This is a genomic window from Streptomyces sp. A01 (assembly GCF_059026195.1).
In genome coordinates this window covers 315,100-336,398 of sequence record NZ_JBWLKN010000007.1, presented here as the reverse complement: position 1 = coordinate 336,398, position 21,299 = coordinate 315,100, and the positions used below count along the sequence as shown (strand labels likewise).

Here is a 21,299-nt window from a genome sequence, read left to right as displayed (position 1 = left end):
CCCCCGTTCCCAGCCAGGAAAAAGCGCTGCCAGCGCCCGCTATCCCTTGCCGTGCGGCGCGTGGCGATGCGTGTGCAGCCACCCACCGGCTCCGGCGCGGTGGGTACGGCGGCCGTGATGGTCGCGACGGTCCCGCATGGCGATCATGGCGGCGATCCGGCTCGGCCAGCTCTGGCCCGTGTGCCTCGGGTGCATGCGGTCGAACAGGTCTGGCCGAACGCCGCCGTAGCGGTAGTCCGCGATGCGCTCGTCGTGCTTGCTGTTGAGCGTGTGGATGACGAGTACTCCCACTGCGATCATCGCGAGGATGGCCACCAGGGTGAACAAGGTCTCCATGATTCTCAGATCCCTTCGGCGGCCCGGCCGTCAGGCGCGCGTGCCCGGCTGAGGAGGGAAAGCTCGCCCAGCGCCTCGTCCCGAGTCGTCGGCTGATCCCTCAGCCAACCGCGGGTTCACGACGGAACATGCGCTCTCGGGATAACTCTCGGCGCTTTTATGCTACTCCGCCCAGGTCCCGCATGACCTGGGTCGTAATGCCCCGTTTCCTCTTTCCCCTTTCTCCTTTCCCGTTTCCTGCTTCCCGTTTCCTGGGGGCGGCGACCCCCGCCTCGCGCCTCGCGGTCGGTTCCCGGGTCCGCGGCTACGTCCGTGTCACGGGCTCGTAGGGGTCCCGTCCGCATTCTGTGTGGACTCTGAGGCCAGTGATCCTTACCGTCCGTGGCCCCGGCATAGTGGAGCTTCCCCGGTAGGGGGCATGACAAAAATCGGGCAGGAATGCCGCCTCGCCGCACGTCAGCGCACAGGCAGCGCCGCACGAGACAACGCACCACCGCACGAATGCACACGCAACAGGGGGACTTAGTTCCATGCGATCCATACGCCGCACCGCTGCGGCATCGGCAGCGCTGCTCGCGCTGCTGCTCACCGGCTGTGGGCCGAGCGACGATGACGCCGCCGACAAGTCCGACGCCGCAGCGTCCGCCGGTCAGGGCGGCGACAAGGGCGAGGGCCAGGGCGAGAGCAAGGACGGCGGCGACGGTCCGAAGCTTCCCGAGGGCATTCCGACGAGTGTCGACGATCTGAAGAAGTGGGAAGACGGCGCCTGGCAGAACTGGGACAAGTGGTCCCGTAAGGCTTCCGAGTTCGCCAACCCGGTGATCAAGGATTTGTGGAAGCCGTCCCGGATGGCGAAGGCGCAGGACGCTCCGAACACGGTGACGACGCAGAGTGCCGGGCAAGGCCAGAGTGCCACCGACCCCGAGCCGCGCGCGGTGAACGCCAAGGAGGTGCGTCGGCCGTATCACCAGAACATGGCGCCGGTCGGCAAGGTCTTCTTCGACAGCCCCGACGGGCCGATGGTGTGCTCCGGCACCGTCGTGGACGACCCGGCGAACCCCGGCAAGTCCAACCTCGTGTGGACCGCGGGGCACTGCGTGCACTCCGGCAAGAAGGGCGGCTGGATGCGTAACATCGTCTTCGTGCCCTCGTACAACGACAAGGGATACGCCGCCGACAAGGTCGCCAGCGCCCAGCCGCAGGACGTGAGCCCGTACGGCGTGTGGTGGGCGGACTGGTCGCAGACCTCCGGTGAGTGGATGAGCAACGGCGGCAAGACCGGCAACGTCGGTTCCTCCTACGACTTCGCCGTGCTGCACCTGAAGCCGGAGAACGGTGGCGGCAAGTCGCTGCAGGAGACGGTCGGCGCTGCCGTGCCCGTGTGGTTCGACGCGCCCTCTGCCAAGAACATCAGCGGCATCAGCGCGTACGGCTACCCCGCGGCTCCCCCGTATGACGGTGCGCGGATGTTCAACTGCCTCGACAGGCCGGGGCGTCTGTCCTTCGCCCCGGGCACGCAGACCATGTATCGGATCGGCTGCACGATGACCGGCGGCACCTCGGGCGGTGGCTGGTTCGTCAGCAAGGGCGGCAAGACCGTCCTGGTCTCCAACAGCTCGATCAGCTCCAGCGAACACACCTGGCTCGCCGGACCGCGTCTCGGCCGCGAGGCCAAGGGTGTCTTCACCGCGATCAGCAAGAAGTTCGCCGGGCAGTAGGCGTAGCAACCGGCAGTTACCAGCTCTTACCAGCAGTGACCGGTAGCAGCGGATCGTAGCGATCAGTAAAGAGGTCGGCCAGAGAGGTCGGCTGGCGGCGGTCGGCGTTCCCGTCGGGTGGCGGGGCGCCGGCCACCGGCGCGTCGAGGCGTACGGCGGCGTGACCGTGCCTACGACGCTCCCCCCTCGGTGAGATACGTCGGGTGAGGTACGCCTGTGAGATACGCCTGTGAGATACGCCTGTGAGATACGTCGGTGAGATACGTCTCCGCAGTGCTGTGCGGGCGTACGGCCGCCGCCGCCCAACCACCTCCGGGCAGGCGGTAGGGCGCCTTCCGCCCGTCCCTCCTCGGGTCTTCCCGGGTCTTCCCGATGCGGCAAACGCCCCGCCTCGGCCGCAGAGATCCTCATAGAATGCCCGGATGACTCCCCCTTCTCTCGATGACGGCCCCGAAGGCCATGGCGGCCTCGTCGGCGGCATCACCGGCGTCACCGACTCCGGTGACGTCGCCGATGCCGCCGATCGGCACAGCGCCCACGGCGCCCACGGCGCCCACGGCCCGGACGTCAGGAGCGAGAGAAGCAGCGGCGCCGGCGACACCGGGGGCGACAGCCCGGGCGGTCCGGGCAGCGGAGAAGGTAACGGTGGCGGGGAGCGGAGCGCCGCCTTGCAGGTGCTGCATCGTGTCTTCGGGTACGAGGCGTTCCGCGGTGAGCAAGGGGAGGTCATCGACCATGTCGTCGCCGGTGGTGACGCGCTCGTGCTCATGCCGACCGGTGGCGGTAAGTCCCTCTGCTACCAGATTCCCGCGCTCGTACGAGAAGGCGTCGGCGTCGTCGTATCACCGCTGATCGCGCTCATGCAGGACCAGGTCGACGCGTTGCGAGCGCTCGGCGTGCGGGCGGGGTTCCTCAATTCGACGCAGGACTTCGACGAGCGGCGGATGGTCGAGGCGTCGTTCCTCGCCGGCGAGCTCGACCTGCTGTATCTCGCGCCGGAGCGGCTGCGGACCGAGTCCGCGCTGCGGCTGCTCGACCGGGGCACGATCTCGCTGTTCGCCATCGATGAGGCGCACTGTGTCGCCCAGTGGGGCCACGATTTCCGGCCCGACTATCTGACCCTGTCCACGCTGCATGAGCGCTGGCCCACCGTGCCGCGCATCGCGCTGACCGCGACAGCCACCGAGGCCACTCACGACGAGATCGCCGTCCGCCTCAACCTCAAGGACGCCCGCCACTTCGTCGCGAGCTTCGACCGTCCGAACATCCAGTACCGCATCGCGCCGAAGAACGACCCGAAGAAGCAGCTGCTCGACCTGCTGCGCGCGGAGCACCCCGGCGACGCGGGCATCGTCTACTGCCTGTCGCGCAGTTCCGTGGAGAAGACCGCCGAGTTCCTGGTACGAAACGGGATCGAGGCCCTGCCGTACCACGCGGGTCTCGACGCCCGTGTCCGCGCCGCGAACCAGGCGCGCTTCCTGCGCGAGGACGGCGTCGTCATGGTCGCCACGATCGCTTTCGGCATGGGCATCGACAAGCCGGACGTACGGTTCGTCGCCCACCTCGATCTGCCGAAGTCCGTCGAGGGCTACTACCAGGAGACGGGCCGCGCCGGGCGGGACGGGCTGCCGTCGACCGCGTGGCTGGCGTACGGCATTCAGGACGTCGTGCAGCAGCGGAAGATGATCGACGGCTCCGAGGGCGATGACGCCCACCGCCGTCGCCTCGGCAGTCACCTCGACGCCATGCTCGCGCTGTGCGAGACGGTCGAGTGCCGCCGCGTGCGGCTGCTCGCGTACTTCGGTCAGCAGAGCACCGCGTGCGGCAACTGCGACACGTGCCTGTCGCCACCGGACTCCTGGGACGGTACGGTCCCCGCGCAGAAGCTGCTGTCCACGATCGTGCGGTTGCAACGGGAGCGGCGACAGAAGTTCGGTGTGGGCCAGATTGTCGACATCCTGCTCGGCAAGAAGACCGCGAAGGTCATCCAGCACGATCACGACGCGCTGTCGGTGTTCGGCATCGGTGCGGATCTGCGCGAGGCCGAGTGGCGCGGTGTGGCACGGCAGTTGCTGGCCCAGCGGCTGCTGGCCGTCGAGGGTGACTACGGGACGCTGGTCCTCACCGACACGAGCGCTGAGGTGCTGGGCGGCGGTCGCCAGGTGCCGCTGCGGCGTGATCCCGAACCGGTCAAGCGGTCCGCGAAGTCCGCGAGCGGGAGTGGAAGTGGCAGCGGGAGCGGTGGTTCGCGGCGTGCGGCGCCTGTCGATCTGCCGGAGTCGGCGCTGCCGGTCTTCGAGCAGCTCCGCGCCTGGCGGGCGGCCACCGCGAAGGAGCAGGGTGTCCCCGCGTACGTGATCTTCCACGACGCGACGCTGCGCGAGATCGCGACCACGGCCCCCACGACGCTGGGCGAACTCGGCACGGTGAACGGCGTCGGCGAGAACAAGCTGGCCAAGTACGGTCAGCAGATCCTCGACCTGCTCAGTGACGTACCGGGTGGCGCGTCCGGTGACGTACCCGGCGGTGCGTCCGGTGACATCCCCGGCGGTGCGTCCACTGACGTAGCCGACGGCGCGTCCGGTGACGCCCCCGGCAACGTGCTCGCCGCCGGACAGGGAGCCGTACAGGGAGCCGGAACGGAAGCCGGAACGGCGGGCGCCGTCCCGGCACCCGCGAGCCCCGCGGACGCCGGCCCGGCTCGGCCCAGTCCGGCAAGCTCCGGACCGGCGGGCTCCCCGCCCGCGGGCTCCCGGCTCCCTGCCGCCCGACCGGCGGGCCGCGGACCTGCGAACAGCGGACCTGCCAACGGTCGACCGGCGGACGGCGGGGCGGCGAAGGCCGGGGCGAGGGCCGACGGCGTAGCAGCCAGGGCAACGGCTGACAGTTCCCCGTCCGCCTTCGACTGGGCCGACGAGGAGCCACCGGCGGAGCCGCCGTACGGGTACGAGGACGAGTACCAGTAAGACGGCGAGCGCCAGTCAGACTCACGACCAGTAAGAAGACCAATAAGGCGGCACGGCTTCTCCCACCGGGTCTCCAGCCCATCGGGGCTTGAGGTGGGAGAAGCCGTGCATTGCCCCGGTCACCGGACGGACAAACCTAGCCGAACCATCGCCGGACTATGGGACGGACCCTCGCCGGACAGGATGGACTGTCAGCGAGGGGTCAGACCGGGCGCCCGTCGGCAAGGCCAGTCAACGCACTCGGTCACGCCAGCAGTTCGGCGTTGAGCGTGATGTTCTTGACGCCCGCGAGAGCCTGGCTCACCGGGCAGTTGGCCTTGGCGTCCTGCGCCGCGGCCTGGAAGTCCTCCTCCGACAGGCCCGGAACGCGCGCCTTGACGGTCAGCACGATGCCGGTGATGCCCTCGCCCGGCTGGAAGGTGACGTCGGCCTGGGTGTCCACCGTCTCGACGGTGAAGCCCTTGCCCGCCAGGCCGTGCGAGAAGGCCATGGAGTAGCAGGAGGAGTGGGCGGCAGCGATGAGCTCCTCGGGGCTGGTCTTCCCGCCCGGCTCCTCGGCGCGCGAGGGCCAGCTCACGTCGTACGTACCGACCTTGGAGGAGTCCAGGGCGACAGAGCCCTTGCCCTCAAGCAGGTTGCCTTCCCAGTGCGTCTTTGCCGTGCGCGTCGTTGCCATGCGATTGCTCCCGGTTGTCGGCGAAAAGCGGTATGCGCCGCCTAGCTTAGGGGTCACGGCAGGGGCAGCAGTGACGTAACCGCCAGCGCCGCGTGGCCTGCGGGGGTGACGTCCGGCCCAGTTGACCCTCACGTCACGTCAGGCTTCAGGCGTGTACGCGAACGGGAGGTCAATTCTCATGAGCTACTCAGTCGGGCAGGTCTCCGGCTTCGCGGGGGTCACGGTGCGCACCCCGCACCGCTACGACAAGGCCGGGCTCCTGACCCCGAGCGACCGCGGCCCCGCGGGCTACCGGGCTCTACAGTGACGCCGATCTGGCCAGACTCCAGCAGATCCTCTTCTACCGGGAACTCGGCTTCCCCCTCGATGAGATCGGCGCGATCCTCGAAGACCCCGACGCCAACGCCCTCGCTTCACTCCGTGCCCGGCGCAGGGAGCTCAGCGACCAGATCGGCAAGCTCCAGCGTCTTGTCGAGGTCGCCGAGCGCGCGGTGGAGGTACGGCAGACCGGCGTCGAGCCGACTCCGGAGGAGCGTTTCGAGGTGTTCGGCGAGGTCGCCTTCGACCTGAGTTACGCCACGGACGCGCACCTCAAGTGGGGTGGGAGCGAGGGGTACCAGCAGTCGATGGCCCGTGCCGCCGCGCATACGGAGGAGGACTGGCGGCAGCTGATGGCCAAGGCGGCCGCGTGGCGACGTCACCCCGTACACCGGCGTGGGCGCCCGGCTGCGGCAAGCCGGGCACCAGGTCACCCTCGCGACGCACGAACCGTACGCCCCGCTGGTGGCCGACCGCGGCCTGGACTTCCGCGCACTGCCCGCCGATCCACGCGGCGACGGCAGCCCCACCCGCGGTGCCCGCGACGCTGGCGGCCCGCCGCGAGCGGCCGCGCGGTACGCGGCGTGAGGGAGGCCGCCGCCTGGCCCGTACTGCACGGCTTCAGCCCCACCCTCGTACCCCGGCCGAACGACTGGCGGCAGGGGCTTGAGGTGACCGGGAACTGGTGGCCGTGGCTGCCCGCCGAGTACGAGCTTCCCGCCGCACTGGAGGAGTTCCTGCGGGCCGGGCCCCCGCCCGTGTTCATCGGTTTCGGCAGCATGGGCGGCGGTGAGGGGGAGCGGCTGAGCGAGCTCGCCGTACGGGCTCCGCGGGCGGCCGGGGTGCGCGGTGTGGTGCAGGCGGGCTGGGCGGGGCTGTCGGCGACGATCGGCGACCACCGCGCGCGAACGACTCCCGGCACCGAACCCGGCTCGGAGACGACGGACATGCCCACGACCACCGCGATTCCCCCGGCCATGACCACGGCCGCGGCCGCGACCACCGCTGCGACCATAGCCATGACCACTGGTGCCGGTGCCGATGCCAATGCCGGTAGCGGCGCGAGCGGCATCGGATGTGAGGTGGTGAAGCCGTAGGACTGTGTAGGCCGGGCCAGGGCCGAGGCGTGGGGCCGGCGGGAGAACCCGGGCCCGCGCCCTGCCCCTCCCCGACGCCACGCCGCCACACGTCCGCAACGTCCGCAGCATCCGCAATGTCCTTACGAACGGACAACCCGTACTCCCGCGCTTACGCGTGCAGGAGTGTGCATGTGCACATGTGCGAACGTGCCGTCCGAGCTCGTGCGCCGAGGGTCATGCACCCCAGATCATGCGCCCGAAGGCCCTGCGCTCACGATCCGGCGCCAAGGTCGGTGCGAGAGACTGACGCGCATGCCAGCACAGCGCGCGGCCGCGCCCGCACCGACGCCCCACACGTCCGTCTCCGTCTCCGTCTCTGCCTCCGCTTCCGTCTCCGCCTCAACGGCCGCATCCACACCCGCGCCCCCGCCCGCATCCACACCCGTGCCCGAGATCATCCAGCCCGTCCCCTATTACGCCCAGTGGGAGTCGCCCGGCCTGGTGCCCGCGATCATCGCGGGCACCACGGCGGCTGCCGACGACCCGCTGTGGCAGAAGTCGGGGGCGGCCACGCCCGAGGAGTACGCGTTCTGGTCGTGGCGCGTATGCGGGATGGCCTGCCTGCGCATGGCGCTCGACCACTGGCGCGGCACGGCGCCGCCGACCGTGTCACTGGCCGAGGAGTGCCTGGCGGCCGGGGCGTACATACGGCACGCGGACCGCGTGGACGGGCTGATCTACGCGCCCTTCGCTGACTACGCGCGGCAGCGCTGGGGGCTGTACGCCGAATCCCGGCCTGAGCTGCCCGCCGACGCGATCGCCGGGGAGCTGGCGGCCGGGCGGCTGGTCATGCTGTCCGTGCATCCCTCGATCCGGGAGCTGACCGAGATGCCTCCGCGCCGGGGCGGGCATCTGGTGCTGGCGGTGGGCGCCACCGAGGACTGCGTAGTCATCCACAATCCGTCCGGGTTCCCCGGGGCGTCCCAGCGGTTCGCCCGCGTCCCCTGGGCCGAGCTCGACCGCTACTACGCCGGTCGCGGCGTCGTCCTTGGAGAGCACGGCTGACCGGCCGCCCTGTCCGGCCCGAGGTCCAGCCTCCAGCCCCCGGCACTCAGCCCCCGGCGTCCCAGCCGCAGAGCCCCAGCCGAAGTCATGAGCCAGGAGCCGGGGCGGGAGCCGGGGGTGGGAGCCAGCGGCGGCCTACTCCAGCATTCCGTCCGGGCACGGCGTGCCGCGTGGCAGCTGGTACGGGGCGGCGATGTGGTACGTGCCGGCGTACGGCGCGTGCAGCACCGTCCACTCGTCCTCGGGCTGACCGTCCTTCGCCTCCACGACCCGCTTGGTGAGGCAGCCGTTCAGGTTGACCGGGACACCGCCCTCAACGTCGGACTTCGGAGGCTTGATGCTCTTGCCTTCGCTGTCCACGAGGCCGAGCCACGGCGAGTAGGGGACGCGCACCAGGACCGGCCCGGCCTCGGGCACGGTGATGGTCAGCTTGTCCGGCTCCGCGCTCTCCAGCTTCGCGGGCGGCGCGGCCACCGGCGTCGGGTTCTCGACGGCGTAGAGCTTCCAGCTCGCGTTGGACCACATCTCGCGCAGGTACGGAAGCCCGTCGACGATCAGCTCGGCTTCCTTCTCACCGGCGCCGTCGACCTTCCCGGCGGGCAGCACGACGTAGTGCACCGCCCAGCGCTTGAGCCACGCGCGGTAGCTGTGCGGGGTCAGCGAGTCGTCGTAGAAGATCGGGTTGCGTTCCAGGTCGGCCTGCCGGTTCCAGCCGCGCGCGAGGTTGACGTACCGCAGCAGCGCGGACGACTCGCGGTGGCTCTTGGCCGGTACGACCTCGACCCGGCCCTTCTTGGCGTCGATGCGCTCGAACTGGTCGAGCAGCGGAGCCAGCTCCCTGTGCCAGGCGGCGCTGGGGGTGGTGTTGATGATGTCGTCCGCCGACTTGAATCCCTGCCACACCGTGACCGCCACGATGGCGGTCACCAGCGCGACCCACTTGCGGCCGCTCTTCAGCAACTGCGCACGGCTCGGCCGCCGGAACTCGGGCAGCGCGGCCACCAGCACCACACCGCCGAAGAGCATGCCGAGGCGGGTGATGTTGCTGCCGATCTGCGAGGGGATCAGCCAGGCGAGCACCACACCCAAGGCGTAGACAAGGCCGACCAGGCGGACCGTGCGCCACTGGGGCGGGCAGAAGACGAACGCGCCCGCGCCGCACAGGAACGGCAGTATCGCCGACCAGAAACCCATCGGCTGCTCGCCTGAGAAGGGGAACAGCCAGGACGACAGGCCCACCACGATCGTCGGCGTGATGCCGAGCGCGTAGGCGGCGGGGCGCCGCTTCGTCAGCCACAGTGCCGCCGCCACGATGCCGACGAACAGGCCGGCCACCGGGCTGGCCATCGTCGAGAGAGCGGCGAGCAGCGCCGCGAGTGAGGCCCGGGCGAGGCGGTGGACCAGCCGGGTGGAACGCCACTTCGTTGGCCACGCGAAGATGACCGCGATGGCCGCCAGGCCGAACATCGTGCCGAGCCCGAAGGTCACCCGGCCGGAGATGGCGTTGCAGGCGAGCGCGAACGCGGCGTAGAGCGCGGGCCACAGCGGGCGCCGCACGGCGAAGCTGCGCACCAGCAGCAGCGCGACGAGACCGGCGGAGAGCGTGCCCGCTATCACCATCGTCGTGCGGACGCCGAGGACCGCCATCAGATAGGGCGAGATCACGCTGTACGAGACGGGGTGCATGCCCCCGTACCAGGCCAGGTTGTACGCCGAGCCCGGGTGCTGGAGCGCGAACTCCGCCCAGGCGTCCTGGGCGGCCATGTCGCCGCCGCTGTTGGCGACGACCAGCACCCAGATGAGATGCAGCAGGCCAGCGAAGAGCAGGGCGGCCGGCACGGGGTGACGCAGTGCGCGCAACGTTCGGAGAAGCATGCTCGGCCGCTCCTGGGTGTCGGACGACCCGCCTTCACCCTCCCCCGGCCGACGCTGCGCGGGTACACGTATCGGCCCAGCGGCGCTCGCGTCGCTCTGGTCGCCCGGGGCGTCGGTCACGTCGCCCTGGTCGGCCCGCGCCGGATCAACGGTGGTCACTGCGGCACTCCCCGTCTTCCCCCGGAGGTATTCCCCATCTTCAGCGCTCTCGGGGTCTCTCTGCCACCCGGTTCGTTCGCGCTGGGGGTCGCGACGGGGCGATGCGGCGGGGCCCGATCGGCCCTGCGACGCTAGCACGCGGAGGCCCCTGACCGGCCTGCGGGGCAACCGCGTGACCTTGACATTCGCGAACCCTTCACTGATCACCTGTGCCCAATGTCACGAACGATGGGCGTCGGACTCCTGACACCTTCGGCCAATCCCTGAGGCCGCGCGGCGCGCCTCGGCATCTCCTTGTACGCGCATCTCCCTCGCAGGTCCTCCTCGGGCCCTCAGCCCTCCACAGGTCCGTCGCAGGCCCGTACGCGGCCTTCGGGCGCCGACTTCGTACGCGCCTACGCGACGAACGCCACCCGCGTACGCGGCCTCGGCGACGTCCGTACGCGACTCTCGGACACGACCCTCGGACACGCCCCTCGGACGCGGCCTTCGTACGGGACCGTGGCACCGGCCCGTGCACCGGCCCGTGCCGAGCCTTCGTACCGGCTTTCACGGTTTGTTCGATCTACGTTCGAGCCGGTGCGGCTGGGCGGGCTCGTACGGCTGTCGGGGGCTGAGCGACTACCCGGGTCCGTACGGCCGTTCGGGGCGGGGCGGGCGTCCGGGGCTGTACGGCAGCGTGCACGCGCCCCCCGGCACGTGGGAGCCCCACCGGTGGTCTCACACCGGCGGGGCTCCTCGCCACCTTGTCTCGCTCAGCCGCTCAGCCGCTCAGTCGCTCAGCTGGTCAGCCGCTCAGCTGCCCGGTGGGCCCGCTGGTCAGCTGGTCGGACTGCTCGGCTGGCGCTCAGCTCAGGCGGTCCCGTACGTGACCCGAACGGTCGATCACGTGATGCGGGTCAGCTTCGACCCGAGGGAGGGCTCGGACAGCGCGTCCTTGAGCGCCACCGGCACCTTCACCTGGCCGGGGCCGTCGCCCACCGTCAGCGTGCCGACCACGGTGCCCGCCTTCGCCTCGTGCGGGACGTTCTTGCCGCCGTCGGTCAGCTCCAGGTCCACCGTCAGCCCGGACCAGCCCACCGCCGACACGTCCTTGGTCGCGACGACTGGCGTCTTTCCACCGAGCCCGTCGTCCACCTCGCCCACGACATCGCCCTTCTTGACGACCTTGTGGGCCATCAGCGTGTCCTGGGCCTCCAGGATCAGCTTCTTACTGGCGTCGAGGGCGCCGGTGAGGATCGAGTTGTCCCGCTGGGCCGGAGGCTGCGAGAGCACCGCGCCGATGATCAGCTGCGTGGTGCCACCGATCTTCTTCTCGGCCGCGAACACCAGGTTGCCGCCCGCCTTGGTGGTGGTGCCGGTCTTGATGCCCACCACACCGTTGGAGGGGACGAGGTGGTTCCAGTTGCCGTGCCGCTCGCCCTTGCTGTCCTTGTACTCGGGCATCTTGACGATCTCCCGGAACACCGGGTCGTCCATCGCCTTCTTGGCCAGCTTCACCTGGTCGACGGCGGTGCTGACGGTCGTGGCGTTCAGTCCGCTCGGGTCGGTGTAGGTGGTGTTCTTCATGCCGAGGTCCTTGGCGGCGTCATTCATCTTCTTGACGAACTCCGCCTCGGACTCCGCGTCCCAGCGGGCCAGCAAGCGCGCGATGTTGTTGGCGGAAGCGATCATGATGCTCTCGATCGCTTCCCGCTGGGTGATCTGCTGACCCTCGTCGACCTTGACCACGGACTCGCCGTCCGCGTCCTTCCCGGCGTCCTCGTCCGCCTTCGCGTCGATCTTTATCATCGGGCCGTCGGTGCCGGCCTTCATCGGGTGATCGCGCATGATCACGTACGCCGTCATCACCTTGGCGACGCTCGCGATCGGAGCGGGCTTCTGCTCCCCGGACGCTCCCAGGCTGCCGAGCCCTTCGACCTCGACGACCGCCTGCCCCTCGGAGGGCCACGGCATCGACGGCTTGGCGCCCTCGAAGGAGAACGTCTCGCTGGCCGTGAGCTGCAGCTCGGGGGCGGGCAGCGGGCGTACCGACTGTGCGACGCCCAAGAGGACCACCAGCAGCAGCACCAGCGGCGTCCAGATCTTCACCCGCCGGACGACCGTCCGCAGGGGGGTCTCCGGGCGCGGCCGCGTGTTGGTCAGCTGCGCCAGCAGATCAAGCGGCGCCTGCGGTCCAGCAGCGCCCTCAGCGCCCGTGCCGGTCGCACCCGCGCCACCGGCCGTACCGGCCGCTCCCGGCGCGGCGGGCATCGGCTGCTGCTTGGTGCGCTCCGACTCGGGGAGCGGCTGCCCACTCGGCCGGGCCTCCGGCGCTACGGCCGGTCCGGATGCGGCCGCCGGGGCCGAGGCGGGCTTCGGAGCCGCAGCGGGCTTCGGCGGACGCGTCTCGGTCGACTTCAGCGGTACGAACTGGCTGGTCCGCTCGTTGCCGGACTCCGGACGCGACACGGGCCTGGACGCGCTACCGGCCCCGGCGCTGGCACCGGAGCCGGTGCCGGGGGCGGCCGGGGGCCGGACCGCCTTGAAGACCGCGGTCGGCTGATCGACCGGCTTCGCACGAGGGCCCTTGTCCTGACCCTCGCCCTTGACACCCTTGGCTTCGTCGTCCCCAGCCTTGTCGCCACCGGCCTTGTCCTTGGTCCCGGTCCCAGCTCCGGACGCGGCCTGCTTGTCCTTCTTGTCTTCCTTCGTGTCTTCCTTCGTGTCTTCCTTCGTGCTCTTCGCGTCCTTCGTGTCTTTCTTGGTGTTCTGCTGGGCGGCGCCCCCGGCGTCCTCGGCCGCGGTTCCCGGCTGCTCGGAGTCGTGCGCCTTCTCGTCAGCGCCTTCCGGCCCCTTCGGCCTGAGGACCCCGAAGGCGGAGGTCGGGCTGTCCACCGGCTGACCAGCGGACGGCTTACCAGCGGACTCGCCACCGTCCTTCGGGCCGGCTGCCGATTCGCCCGCGTCGTCCTGGCCCGAGGCACGCTTTTCGGCTGCCGCGCCACGCAAGGCGCCGAACACCGCGGTCGCGCGGTCAGCGGCCAGGTGCGCGTCAGCGTCGGAACGAGAACCGGAACCAGAACGCGCGTCAGACGGGTCGGGCCTGTCAGACGTGCCGGAGGCGTCGGATTCGGCGTCAGCGGAGTCCTCCGCCCCCGGCTGGTCGTCCGTCCCGGCCTTCGCTACCCACGCGGCGACCGCGGCTCGCAGCCGGGCGTCACCACCGGGCGCGGCGCTCTCGCCCGCAGCGCTCTCGCCCGCAGCGCTCTCGCCCTCGTCGCTCTTGTCCGCGTCGCCGCCCGCCGGGCCGGACTCACCGGAGCCGGACACCGCAGAACCAGAACCGGCACCCTCAGGAGCAGAGCCACTCGCCGCCCCCTCGTCCGGACCCGTACCCGTACCCGAATCCGCGTCTGGTCCGGGCTCCGTCCCGGATTCCGAAGCCGGAGAGGTGCCGCGACGGGTGGGCAGGGGCGTGGTGCGGAAGACGGCTGTCGCCTGATCCGGCGTCTCCGCGCCGGGGCGAGCCTGCGGCACGTCGCCCTTCGACGTGTCTCCCTTCGACACGTCCTCCTTCTCCTTCGACGCGTCCTTCCTCGACGCGTCGTCCTTCAGCACATCGTCCTTCGGTTCATCGTCCCGTCCGGCCGTGCGGAGTTCATCGCCCGATGCGGAACCGTTCTTGCCGGATTCGCTATCGCGACGCCCGCCATCGCTCCCGGATCGTCCACTCTCATCGCCGGCGCCGCTGTCGCCGCTGCCATCGCGGAAATCGCGGTCGCCGCTTGAGCGCTTGTTGCCGAGCGGGCGCTCGGCGCCGTTCGCACCGGCTACGTCATCCGGAACGCGCGGAGCATCCGAACCATCCGAACGCTCCGGACCGCTCTGACCGTTCGCGCCGTCCGTAGCCGCCGCCCCGGTCGCCCCAGTCGCCCCGCGCGCACCGTCAGCGGTGCTCGCCGAGGACCCGGCCGCGGTCGCCGTGCGCCGTACGGCCGTGAACACCGCGGTCGCCTGATCGCCGGGATGCCGCCGGGCGGCCTCCGGTTCGGCGTCCGGTCGCGCGTCCGGCGCGTCGCCGGAGCCCGTCGGGGAACCCCCGGCGCCCGTCTCCCCGGCGGAACCGGACCCTGCGTCGCGCCCAGAGGGGCGCGCCGAAGCCGTCGAAAAGGGCCTGGAGGCGCTGCCAGGCGCCTCGGCGCGGTCTACCGCGCCGGGCGCGCCGTTGGCCGCCCCTGCGGCCTTCTCGCGCCCCGCACCGGCTTCCGCGGGGCCCTCCGCTTCAGGGCGGCCGATCAACCGCGGGTCACGTTCACCCCGAGTGGTTTCCCCCGATGACTTCCGCTGCTTTGACCTGTCGGGGGACTCGCCCGCCACCGATGCCTCCTCGAAATACGTTGCGCGGGACGCACCACGCCTCCCCGGCGTCACGTCCCACCGCCCAACCGTGTACCAGTGTCCTGTGTCGCAGCGGCGCTTTTGCGCAGCCGCTCCGCCAGAGGGCGCCGCCCACCCGCTAGACGAGAACGACATACCTACCGGTTCCCGCCCGAAGTACCCACGCGCTCTCGACAGACCAATGTGAGAGGGGTCACCCTGTCATTCATCCACGCGGGGAGGCATGGATGGGCAGGAGCCGCAGAACAATTCCCGAGGAGCTTCTGCTGCTCGCTTTGGACCCGACCACGGGAACCACAGCGCAGCCGCAGTCGCTTGACCTCGGCCTTGCCGGGGCCCAGCTAGTAGAGCTGGCTCTGGCAGGACGGATAGCCCCAGATGGGGATCGTATCGCCGTGGTGATGCCACGGCCGACCGGAGATCCGACCTTGGACTCCGCGCTCGAACTGCTGCGCCGTCGCGGCAGTCCGGTGCGTGCCGTCCACTGGATCGGCGGGCCCCGACTGGGGCTGCGCCAGACGTATCTCACGCACCTGGAGCGGTGCGGCATGGTGCATGCCGTAGCGGGTCAGATGTGTGGGGTACTGCCGACGACTCGCTATCAGGCGACGGAGACGGCGATCAGCCGGGAGATCAGGGTCCGGCTGGATAACGCGATTCGGACCGGCGTTCCGCCGGACCCGCGAACCGCGGCGCTCGCCGCCCTGGCCCATGCGGTCGGGCTCGGCAAGCACCTGTACCCCGGGAACGAGGGGCGCTCGTCGCGCTCCAGGCTCCGGGATCTGATCAGGCACGACCCGATGGGCGGGCTCGTGGCACATGCCGTGATGGATGTGCAGAACGGCGTCGGCGCACAGCCCAGGCGGGCACCGGCCACAGGACGGCAGTCCGCGGCACGGTCCGCCGTGGAACCGGCGGGTGGCGTTCCGGCGCAGTCGGCACCCCACCACGGCACCATGGCGCGCGTTGGCGCTCGCTGAGTACGATCCGGCGCCGGCCACGACGAAAAACGTTTCACCGGCCCGGCGCCGGCTAGCGATACCGCATCACCCGCACCACTCGCACCATCCGCTCAACCCGACCGCACCGCAGTCCCCACTGATCCGGTTCGGGAGCCGCTGAAGGCGCGCGGGGTGGATGGGACGACCGCTCTGGATGACGGCCGTCCCACCGCCTCGCGCGCACGCGCACCCTCGACGCGTCGTCGCGCGGTTTCTGGCCGCGTGCCTGCGGGCCCGCATCGCCATGGCCGCGCGGGCGCGCGCTCGGTCAACGGCGGCGACGCGTGTGTACGCCGATGTGCCGCTGTGTCCGACGACTCGTGGCCGCCAGGCCGCGCGCGCCGGGTCACCTGTCCGGTTATCCAGTGCGTCACGGGTGACGGATGTTCCACGCGGTCGTGGCGCGTGAGCGAGTGCGCGTCGGCGCGCCCGGCCGACGTCGCCGGATGTGTCCGCGCCAAGACCCTCTGTGGCCATTCGCCAGCGCCGCCCCGGCCGGTGATGGCAGGCTGCTGAACAATAAACGGGCAGCAGTACGAAGCCGGAGGTGCACGCCCAGTGACATCCAACGTCGGCCCCACAGTCAGGCGACGCCGGTTGGGTCAGGAACTGCGCCGACTCCGCCAGGAGAAGGGAATGACGGCGGAGGAGGTGGCCGAGGAACTCATGGTCTCCCAGTCGAAGATCAGTCGTCTGGAGAACGGCCGCCGCAGCATCAGCCAGCGTGATGTGCGTGATCTGTGCCGGGCGTACAAAGTCGAGGACAAACGACTCGTCGAGTCACTGATGCAAATGGCCAAGGAGTCCCGCCAGCAGGGCTGGTGGAACGCTTTCGGCGACGTCCCGTACAGCGTCTATATCGGTTTCGAGAACGACGCGGCCTCGCTGCGGGTGTTCGAGTCCCAGGTGGTTCCCGGGCTGTTACAGACCCCGGAATACGCCGAGGCCGTCATCGGTGGCGCCATCCCTGAAGGCACCCCGGAGCAGCTCGCCCAACGCGTGCAGGTCCGGCTGCGACGGCAGGAACGGATCGCGGACCCACTCAGCCCGCTCCGCCTGTGGGCCGTGGTCGACGAGTCGGCGCTGCGTCGGCTGGTGGGCGATTCCCGGGTGATGGCGGAGCAGTTGGAGTATCTGATCCGCATGAGCCATGAGCCGCATGTGACGGTCCAGGCGCTGCCCTTCTACATGGGGTCTCATCCGGGCATGAGCGGGCAGTTCTCCATTCTGGAGTTCTCTGACGAGTCGGACACCAGCGTGGTGTATCTGGAGGGCGTCACCAGCGACCTCTATCTGGAAAAGCTTTCCGACGTGCAGAGCTACAGCATGATGTACGAGCACCTGCGCGCCCAGGCGCTCAATGTGGACCAGAGCCGGGAGTTCATCGCCGAAGTGGCCCGCGATCACGCGCGTCAGCACGAGACGGGCTGACCGCTGACCGTCAGCAGCAACCTGGCTGCGCCACGTCCGGAATCAGGGCCCTGGAACGGCCACGGCAGCGGAGAGGGACGGAGAGTACACCTCCGGCACCCGTATATGGAAGACACCAATGGGATATGCCATCCGGTTGAGTGAACGACCCATTCCCTCAGCGGAATTCACGAGTAGCGTCGATCACGCCGCCCAAGTGGGTGGCAGATCCGGCAAACACACGGAGCGAACATGGCTATTCGTCGCGGGGAAACCCACGTCTGGCAGAAGTCCACGCACTCCGGCGGTAACGGTGCGTGTGTGGAAGTAGCCTCTCCCGATCCCCAGGTTATCGCTGTCCGCGACTCCAAGGACCCGAGCGGCCCGTCTCTCAGCTTCTCCCCGGAATCGTGGTCCAGCTTTGTCACGGATGTCAACGGCGACTCTTTCAAGGGCGCCTGAAGCACCACCGTATGCCGCTGAAAAACGCTGAGTTCCGCTCAGCGGTGTTTCAGCACCGACTCGGCTCCGCCCAGCCCCACCGCACAGCCGTACACACGCACACAACCGCAGAGGTCTGCGAGCCGAGAGACCTCTGAATGCTGGAGCCGCTCATACCGCAAGAATCCACCGCCGCGGCACCGCGAACGACGCGAAGGTGGTGCGAGCCCTCTCGACTGGTCGCCGTCCCTGCCGAGAGGGCTCGTTGCCGTACACACCCGTGCGTGCGGCCTTGTTTACGTCTGTTTACGCTCATTGGGCACAGCCATGTTGACCGCCCTGGGACACCAAGGGTTTTCAGCCATTGGCACATCCACGGCCGAGACCAAATGCGCGTCGGCTCCTGAGCGCTTTCCGCGACCCCGCCTCGTCCTCACTGTTCCCTGGCCACTCGGCGGCCCGGGGTGGCGGGTTACGCCGTAACGCGACGGCGTGCCCGAATGCCGGAACGCCTCTTTCCAGCCGCCCGCATCCTCGTAAGCTACGGCTTTCAACCAGCCCGTCGCACGAGTGGCGCCACCCGATCCGTCACGCTCAGTGCGTCGCACAGCGCTTCACCAACAGCGCCGCGCGGCCCACGCCTTGCTGAGCGGCGGATTCGAGCAGGACACGCCATACGAGCGAAGGAGCAGCCATGCGCGCCAGAACCCCCCGACTCGCCGCCCGCGCCACCTCGGTCGCCGGGTCTCCAGTGCGGGACATTCTCCGACTCACCGCGCGCCCGGAGGTCATCTCGTTCGCGGGCGGGCTCCCCGCGCCGGAGCTGTTCGACACCGACGGCATAGCCGCCGCCTTCGGCCGCGTACTCGCCGAGGAGCCGCAGCGCGCCCTGCAGTACTCGATGACCGAGGGCGATCCCGGCCTGCGCGGGGCGACCGCGGCCCGGCTGACGCGGCGCGGCCTCGCGACGAGCCCTGACGACCTGGTGATCACCACGGGCTCGCAGCAGGCTCTCACCCTCATCGCCGGCGCCCTGCTCGACCCGGGCGATGCCGTGCTGGTCGAGGAGCCCTGCTATCTCGCCGCGCTGCAGAGCTTCGCGCTCGCGGGCGCGCGCGTGGTGCCGGTGCCGTCCGACGCGGACGGCTTGGACCCGCAGGCCCTTGACGCGCTGGTCGAACGGGAGCGGCCGAAGCTGCTCTACGTCGTGCCGACCTTCCAGAACCCCACCGGGCGCACCCTCCCCGCCGAGCGGCGGCTGGCGGTCGCCACGGTGGCGGCGCGACGCGGGCTGTGGGTGATCGAGGACGACCCGTACGGTGAACTGCGTTTCGACGGTGAGCCGGTGCCGTGGATCGCGTCGTACGGCGAAGTGGTTGACGCCGCCGACCGCACTGTGCTGATCGGCAGCTACTCGAAGATCATGGCGCCCGGGTTGCGGCTCGGCTGGCTGCGGGCCCCCGAGGCGCTGCGGCGCGCCTGCGTCGTGGCCAAGCAGGCGGCCGACCTGCACACGCCGACGGTGAATCAGCTGGCCGCCGCGCGCTACCTCGCCGACTCCGATCTGGACGCCCACCTGGCGCGGGTCCGCGCCGCCTCGCCCATTCCTGCCCGGCGGCCGATGTGGCACGGGCCCGGTCGGCGGCACCGTGGGCCACGTGATCGAAGTCAACGGACTGAGCAAACGCTTCGGTGACGTCCTCGCCGTCAACGACCTCAGCTTCTCGGTGCGGCCTGGGAATGTCACCGGGTTCCTCGGACCGAACGGCGCCGGCAAGAGCACGACCCTGCGCGTGATCCTCGGGCTGAACCAGCCCACCGCCGGGACCGCCACCATCGACGGGAGCCCGTTCACCCATCGGCAGGCCGGACTGCACCACGTCGGTGCGCTGCTCGACGCGGGGGATGTCCATCCCGGCCGAAGCGCCGCCGCCCACTTGTCGGCGCTGGCCCGCAGCAACGGTGTGCCCCGACGCCGGGTGTGGGAAGTCCTGGAGGAGGTGGGTCTGGCCGAGGCGGCGCGCCGCCGCGTCGGCGGGTTCTCCCTGGGGATGCGGCAGCGGCTCGGCATCGCGACCGCCCTCCTTGGCGATCCGCCTGTGCTGCTGTTCGACGAGCCGGTCAACGGCCTCGACCCGCAGGGCGTGCGGTGGGTGCGCGGCCTCTTCAAGCGACTGGCCGCCGAGGGGCGCACGGTGCTCGTCTCCAGCCATCTGATGAGCGAGATGGAGAACACGGCCGACCACCTCGTCGTCATCGGCCGCGGCGAGCTGATCGCGGAGGAGAGCGTCACCGAGTTCGCCGCGCGCGGTACCCCAACCCGCGTCACCGTGCGCACGCCCGACCCCGCCCGGCTCGCGGCCGCCCTGGCAGCCGAGGGCGCGGGCGTACGAACGGACGGCGCCGAGTCGCTCACGGTGACGGGACTGACCGCCGCCCGCATCGGCGAAATCGCCTTCGAACGACGGATCATGCTGCGCGAACTCGCCTCGCACAGCGCCTCGCTGGAGGAAGCGTTCATGGAACTGACCGCCGACCGCGCCGAGTACCTCACGGGGGATCGCCTCCCGGGTGATCTCCGATGACCTCACTGACCGCGGCACGGCCGACCTCGACTGCCCGGCCGGGGCCGCCGGCCGGACCGCGCGTCCGTTTGAGCGATCTCCTCGCCGCCGAGTGGATCAAACTGTGGTCGCTCCGCTCGACGTACTGGGTACTCGGGCTGGGCGTCCTGGTCCTGATCGGGTTCGCCGCGCAGAGCAGTCTCGAAACCTACGGCGACTGGCGGGACTTCGGACCGCGGGAGAAGTCGCGCTACGACCCGATGACCGAGGCGCTCAGTGGTGTCGGCGTGGCCCTCCTCATGATCGGCGCGGGCAGTGTCGGGTCCCTGACGATCGTCGGCGAGTACGCCTCCGGTCTGATCCGCACCACGTTGACCGCGGTACCGGCCCGCCACCGGGTGGTGGTGGCCAAGGCCGTGGTCGTCGCGGGCGTCATGCTCGCCGTCGGAGTGGTCGTCTCGGTGGGCACGTTCGGCGTGAGCCAGGCCATCCTGTCCGGCCGGGGCATCGGCCTCTCAGGGGGCGACCCCGGCGTCCCGCGCGTACTCGTCGCGAACGCGCTGCTCGCGCCCGTGTCGGCCCTGGTGGGCATGGGCATCGGTGCGCTCTTGCGGCATACCGCCACCACCGTCGTCACGGCCTGCGCCGTCCTCGTCGTCGTCCCGGGCTTCTTCAAGCCGGGCGTCCACCAGTGGGCGAACGACCTGTACGGCGTGTTCCCCTACTACGCTTGGCGCACCTGCCTGTCCCAGCTTCATCCCCGCACCGGCTCCGGCCTGCCCACGGTGGCCGAAGCATGGACGGCCCTCGCGCTCTGGCCGCTCGCCGCGGTGGTGCTCACCGTGCTCGCCGTGCGGCGGCGTGACGTGTGAACGCGTACCCGCGTCAGGAGTTCGTGGCCCTGCGGCGGTGTTGTCGACCGCTGCGCCGGTTCTGTGCTCCGTGGTCCCCACGGGCCCCCAGGAGAGTCAAGAGCGAGCAACAACGGTCCACAGCGGCCTGACAACGACCGACAACAACCGAGAGCGGGCATCAGCGGCTGACGGCGGCCGACAGCAAACGCCCAAGGGGCGCTTCCTGGCCATCACTTGGCCGCGTGGCGACGCTTCGTGCGGCACGGCGACGTGCCCGTTCATCGTGTGGCCGCCGTCATGGCCGGGACAACGACCCCGAAGGTCAAGAGCACGTAAAATCGTTCCTCTTGCTGACTTGCGTTCACATTCTTGATCGTGCCTGCCCTTGACCCCCTGCTCCCGCAAGGGGTTCAATCCCCGAAGTCCCCGCTCCCCCAAGTGAGGACTGCCGCCACCT

The 21,299-nt window shown here is 70.2% G+C and carries 15 protein-coding genes and 1 pseudogene; 12 read left to right on the top strand and 4 right to left on the bottom strand.

All coding sequences use genetic code 11. From position 1 onward, the window contains the following. Positions 1–39: 39 nt before the first annotated feature. The gene (locus tag AC5P1B_RS12525) at positions 40–336 is read right to left on the bottom strand and encodes a hypothetical protein (RefSeq protein WP_493886969.1); all 297 of its coding nucleotides are present in this window, start codon (positions 334–336) and stop codon (positions 40–42) included. Positions 337–866: 530 nt separating this feature from the next. Here AC5P1B_RS12525 and AC5P1B_RS12520 point away from each other — a divergent pair. Continuing rightward, complete coding sequence (locus AC5P1B_RS12520; protein ID WP_493886967.1) at positions 867–2,054, top strand: trypsin-like serine peptidase; 1,188 nt, start codon at positions 867–869, stop codon at positions 2,052–2,054. 422 nt (positions 2,055–2,476) lie between these two features. Next, a complete protein-coding gene (gene recQ / locus AC5P1B_RS12515) occupies positions 2,477–5,020 on the top strand; it encodes a DNA helicase RecQ (RefSeq protein WP_493886966.1) in 2,544 nt (847 codons plus the stop codon). Between the two features lie 244 nt (positions 5,021–5,264). On the opposite strand, the gene AC5P1B_RS12510 is transcribed toward recQ, so the two are convergent. Then, the gene (locus AC5P1B_RS12510; RefSeq protein WP_493886965.1) at positions 5,265–5,696 is read right to left on the bottom strand and encodes an OsmC family protein; all 432 of its coding nucleotides are present in this window, start codon (positions 5,694–5,696) and stop codon (positions 5,265–5,267) included. Between the two features lie 178 nt (positions 5,697–5,874). Between AC5P1B_RS12510 and AC5P1B_RS12505 the strand changes: the two are divergent. The 4 genes and pseudogenes from AC5P1B_RS12505 to AC5P1B_RS12490 all read left to right on the top strand — a co-directional run. Beyond that, positions 5,875–6,395 (top strand): annotated as a pseudogene (locus AC5P1B_RS12505) (MerR family transcriptional regulator); the annotation flags it as partial. Between the two features lie 15 nt (positions 6,396–6,410). Then, positions 6,411–6,602, top strand: a complete 192-nt coding sequence (locus AC5P1B_RS12500; RefSeq protein WP_493887024.1) for a hypothetical protein — start codon at positions 6,411–6,413, stop codon at positions 6,600–6,602. Next, on the top strand, positions 6,599–7,111 hold the full coding sequence (locus AC5P1B_RS12495) for a hypothetical protein (protein WP_493887026.1): 513 nt from the start codon (positions 6,599–6,601) through the stop codon (positions 7,109–7,111). Before AC5P1B_RS12500 ends, AC5P1B_RS12495 begins: the two co-directional genes overlap by 4 nt. A gap of 426 nt (positions 7,112–7,537) precedes the next feature. After that, the gene (locus AC5P1B_RS12490) at positions 7,538–8,158 is read left to right on the top strand and encodes a C39 family peptidase (protein ID WP_493886963.1); all 621 of its coding nucleotides are present in this window, start codon (positions 7,538–7,540) and stop codon (positions 8,156–8,158) included. Between the two features lie 135 nt (positions 8,159–8,293). Here the strand turns inward: AC5P1B_RS12490 and AC5P1B_RS12485 are convergent, their stop codons facing one another. Beyond that, positions 8,294–10,192: a DUF8823 domain-containing protein gene (locus AC5P1B_RS12485; protein ID WP_493886962.1), complete on the bottom strand. Its 1,899-nt coding sequence runs from the start codon at positions 10,190–10,192 to the stop codon at positions 8,294–8,296. An 885-nt stretch (positions 10,193–11,077) separates the two neighbouring features. Then, positions 11,078–13,792, bottom strand: coding sequence for a D-alanyl-D-alanine carboxypeptidase (locus tag AC5P1B_RS12480; RefSeq protein ID WP_493886961.1), 2,715 nt, complete (start codon positions 13,790–13,792; stop codon positions 11,078–11,080). 1,007 nt (positions 13,793–14,799) lie between these two features. Between AC5P1B_RS12480 and AC5P1B_RS12475 the strand changes: the two genes are divergently transcribed. The 6 genes from AC5P1B_RS12475 (at position 14,800) to AC5P1B_RS12450 (ending at position 20,860) form a co-directional block, all read left to right on the top strand. Next, positions 14,800–15,552, top strand: a complete 753-nt coding sequence (locus AC5P1B_RS12475) for a GOLPH3/VPS74 family protein (protein WP_493886960.1) — start codon at positions 14,800–14,802, stop codon at positions 15,550–15,552. A 579-nt stretch (positions 15,553–16,131) separates the two neighbouring features. Continuing rightward, positions 16,132–17,004 (top strand): helix-turn-helix domain-containing protein, encoded by an 873-nt coding sequence (locus tag AC5P1B_RS12470; RefSeq protein ID WP_493886959.1) that lies wholly within the window; start codon positions 16,132–16,134, stop codon positions 17,002–17,004. A gap of 231 nt (positions 17,005–17,235) precedes the next feature. Beyond that, positions 17,236–17,445 carry a DUF397 domain-containing protein gene (locus AC5P1B_RS12465; RefSeq protein WP_493886958.1) on the top strand — a complete coding sequence of 70 codons (210 nt, stop codon included), beginning with the start codon at positions 17,236–17,238 and terminating at the stop codon, positions 17,443–17,445. A 673-nt stretch (positions 17,446–18,118) separates the two neighbouring features. Beyond that, the gene (locus AC5P1B_RS12460) at positions 18,119–19,120 is read left to right on the top strand and encodes an aminotransferase-like domain-containing protein (RefSeq protein WP_493886957.1); all 1,002 of its coding nucleotides are present in this window, start codon (positions 18,119–18,121) and stop codon (positions 19,118–19,120) included. Then, a complete protein-coding gene (locus AC5P1B_RS12455; protein ID WP_493886956.1) occupies positions 19,083–20,009 on the top strand; it encodes an ABC transporter ATP-binding protein in 927 nt (308 codons plus the stop codon). The genes AC5P1B_RS12460 and AC5P1B_RS12455 overlap by 38 nt, the downstream gene beginning before the upstream one ends. 68 nt (positions 20,010–20,077) lie before the next feature. After that, entirely contained in the window at positions 20,078–20,860 is a 783-nt protein-coding gene (locus tag AC5P1B_RS12450; RefSeq protein WP_493886953.1) for an ABC transporter permease, read from the top strand. Positions 20,861–21,299 lie beyond the last annotated feature (439 nt).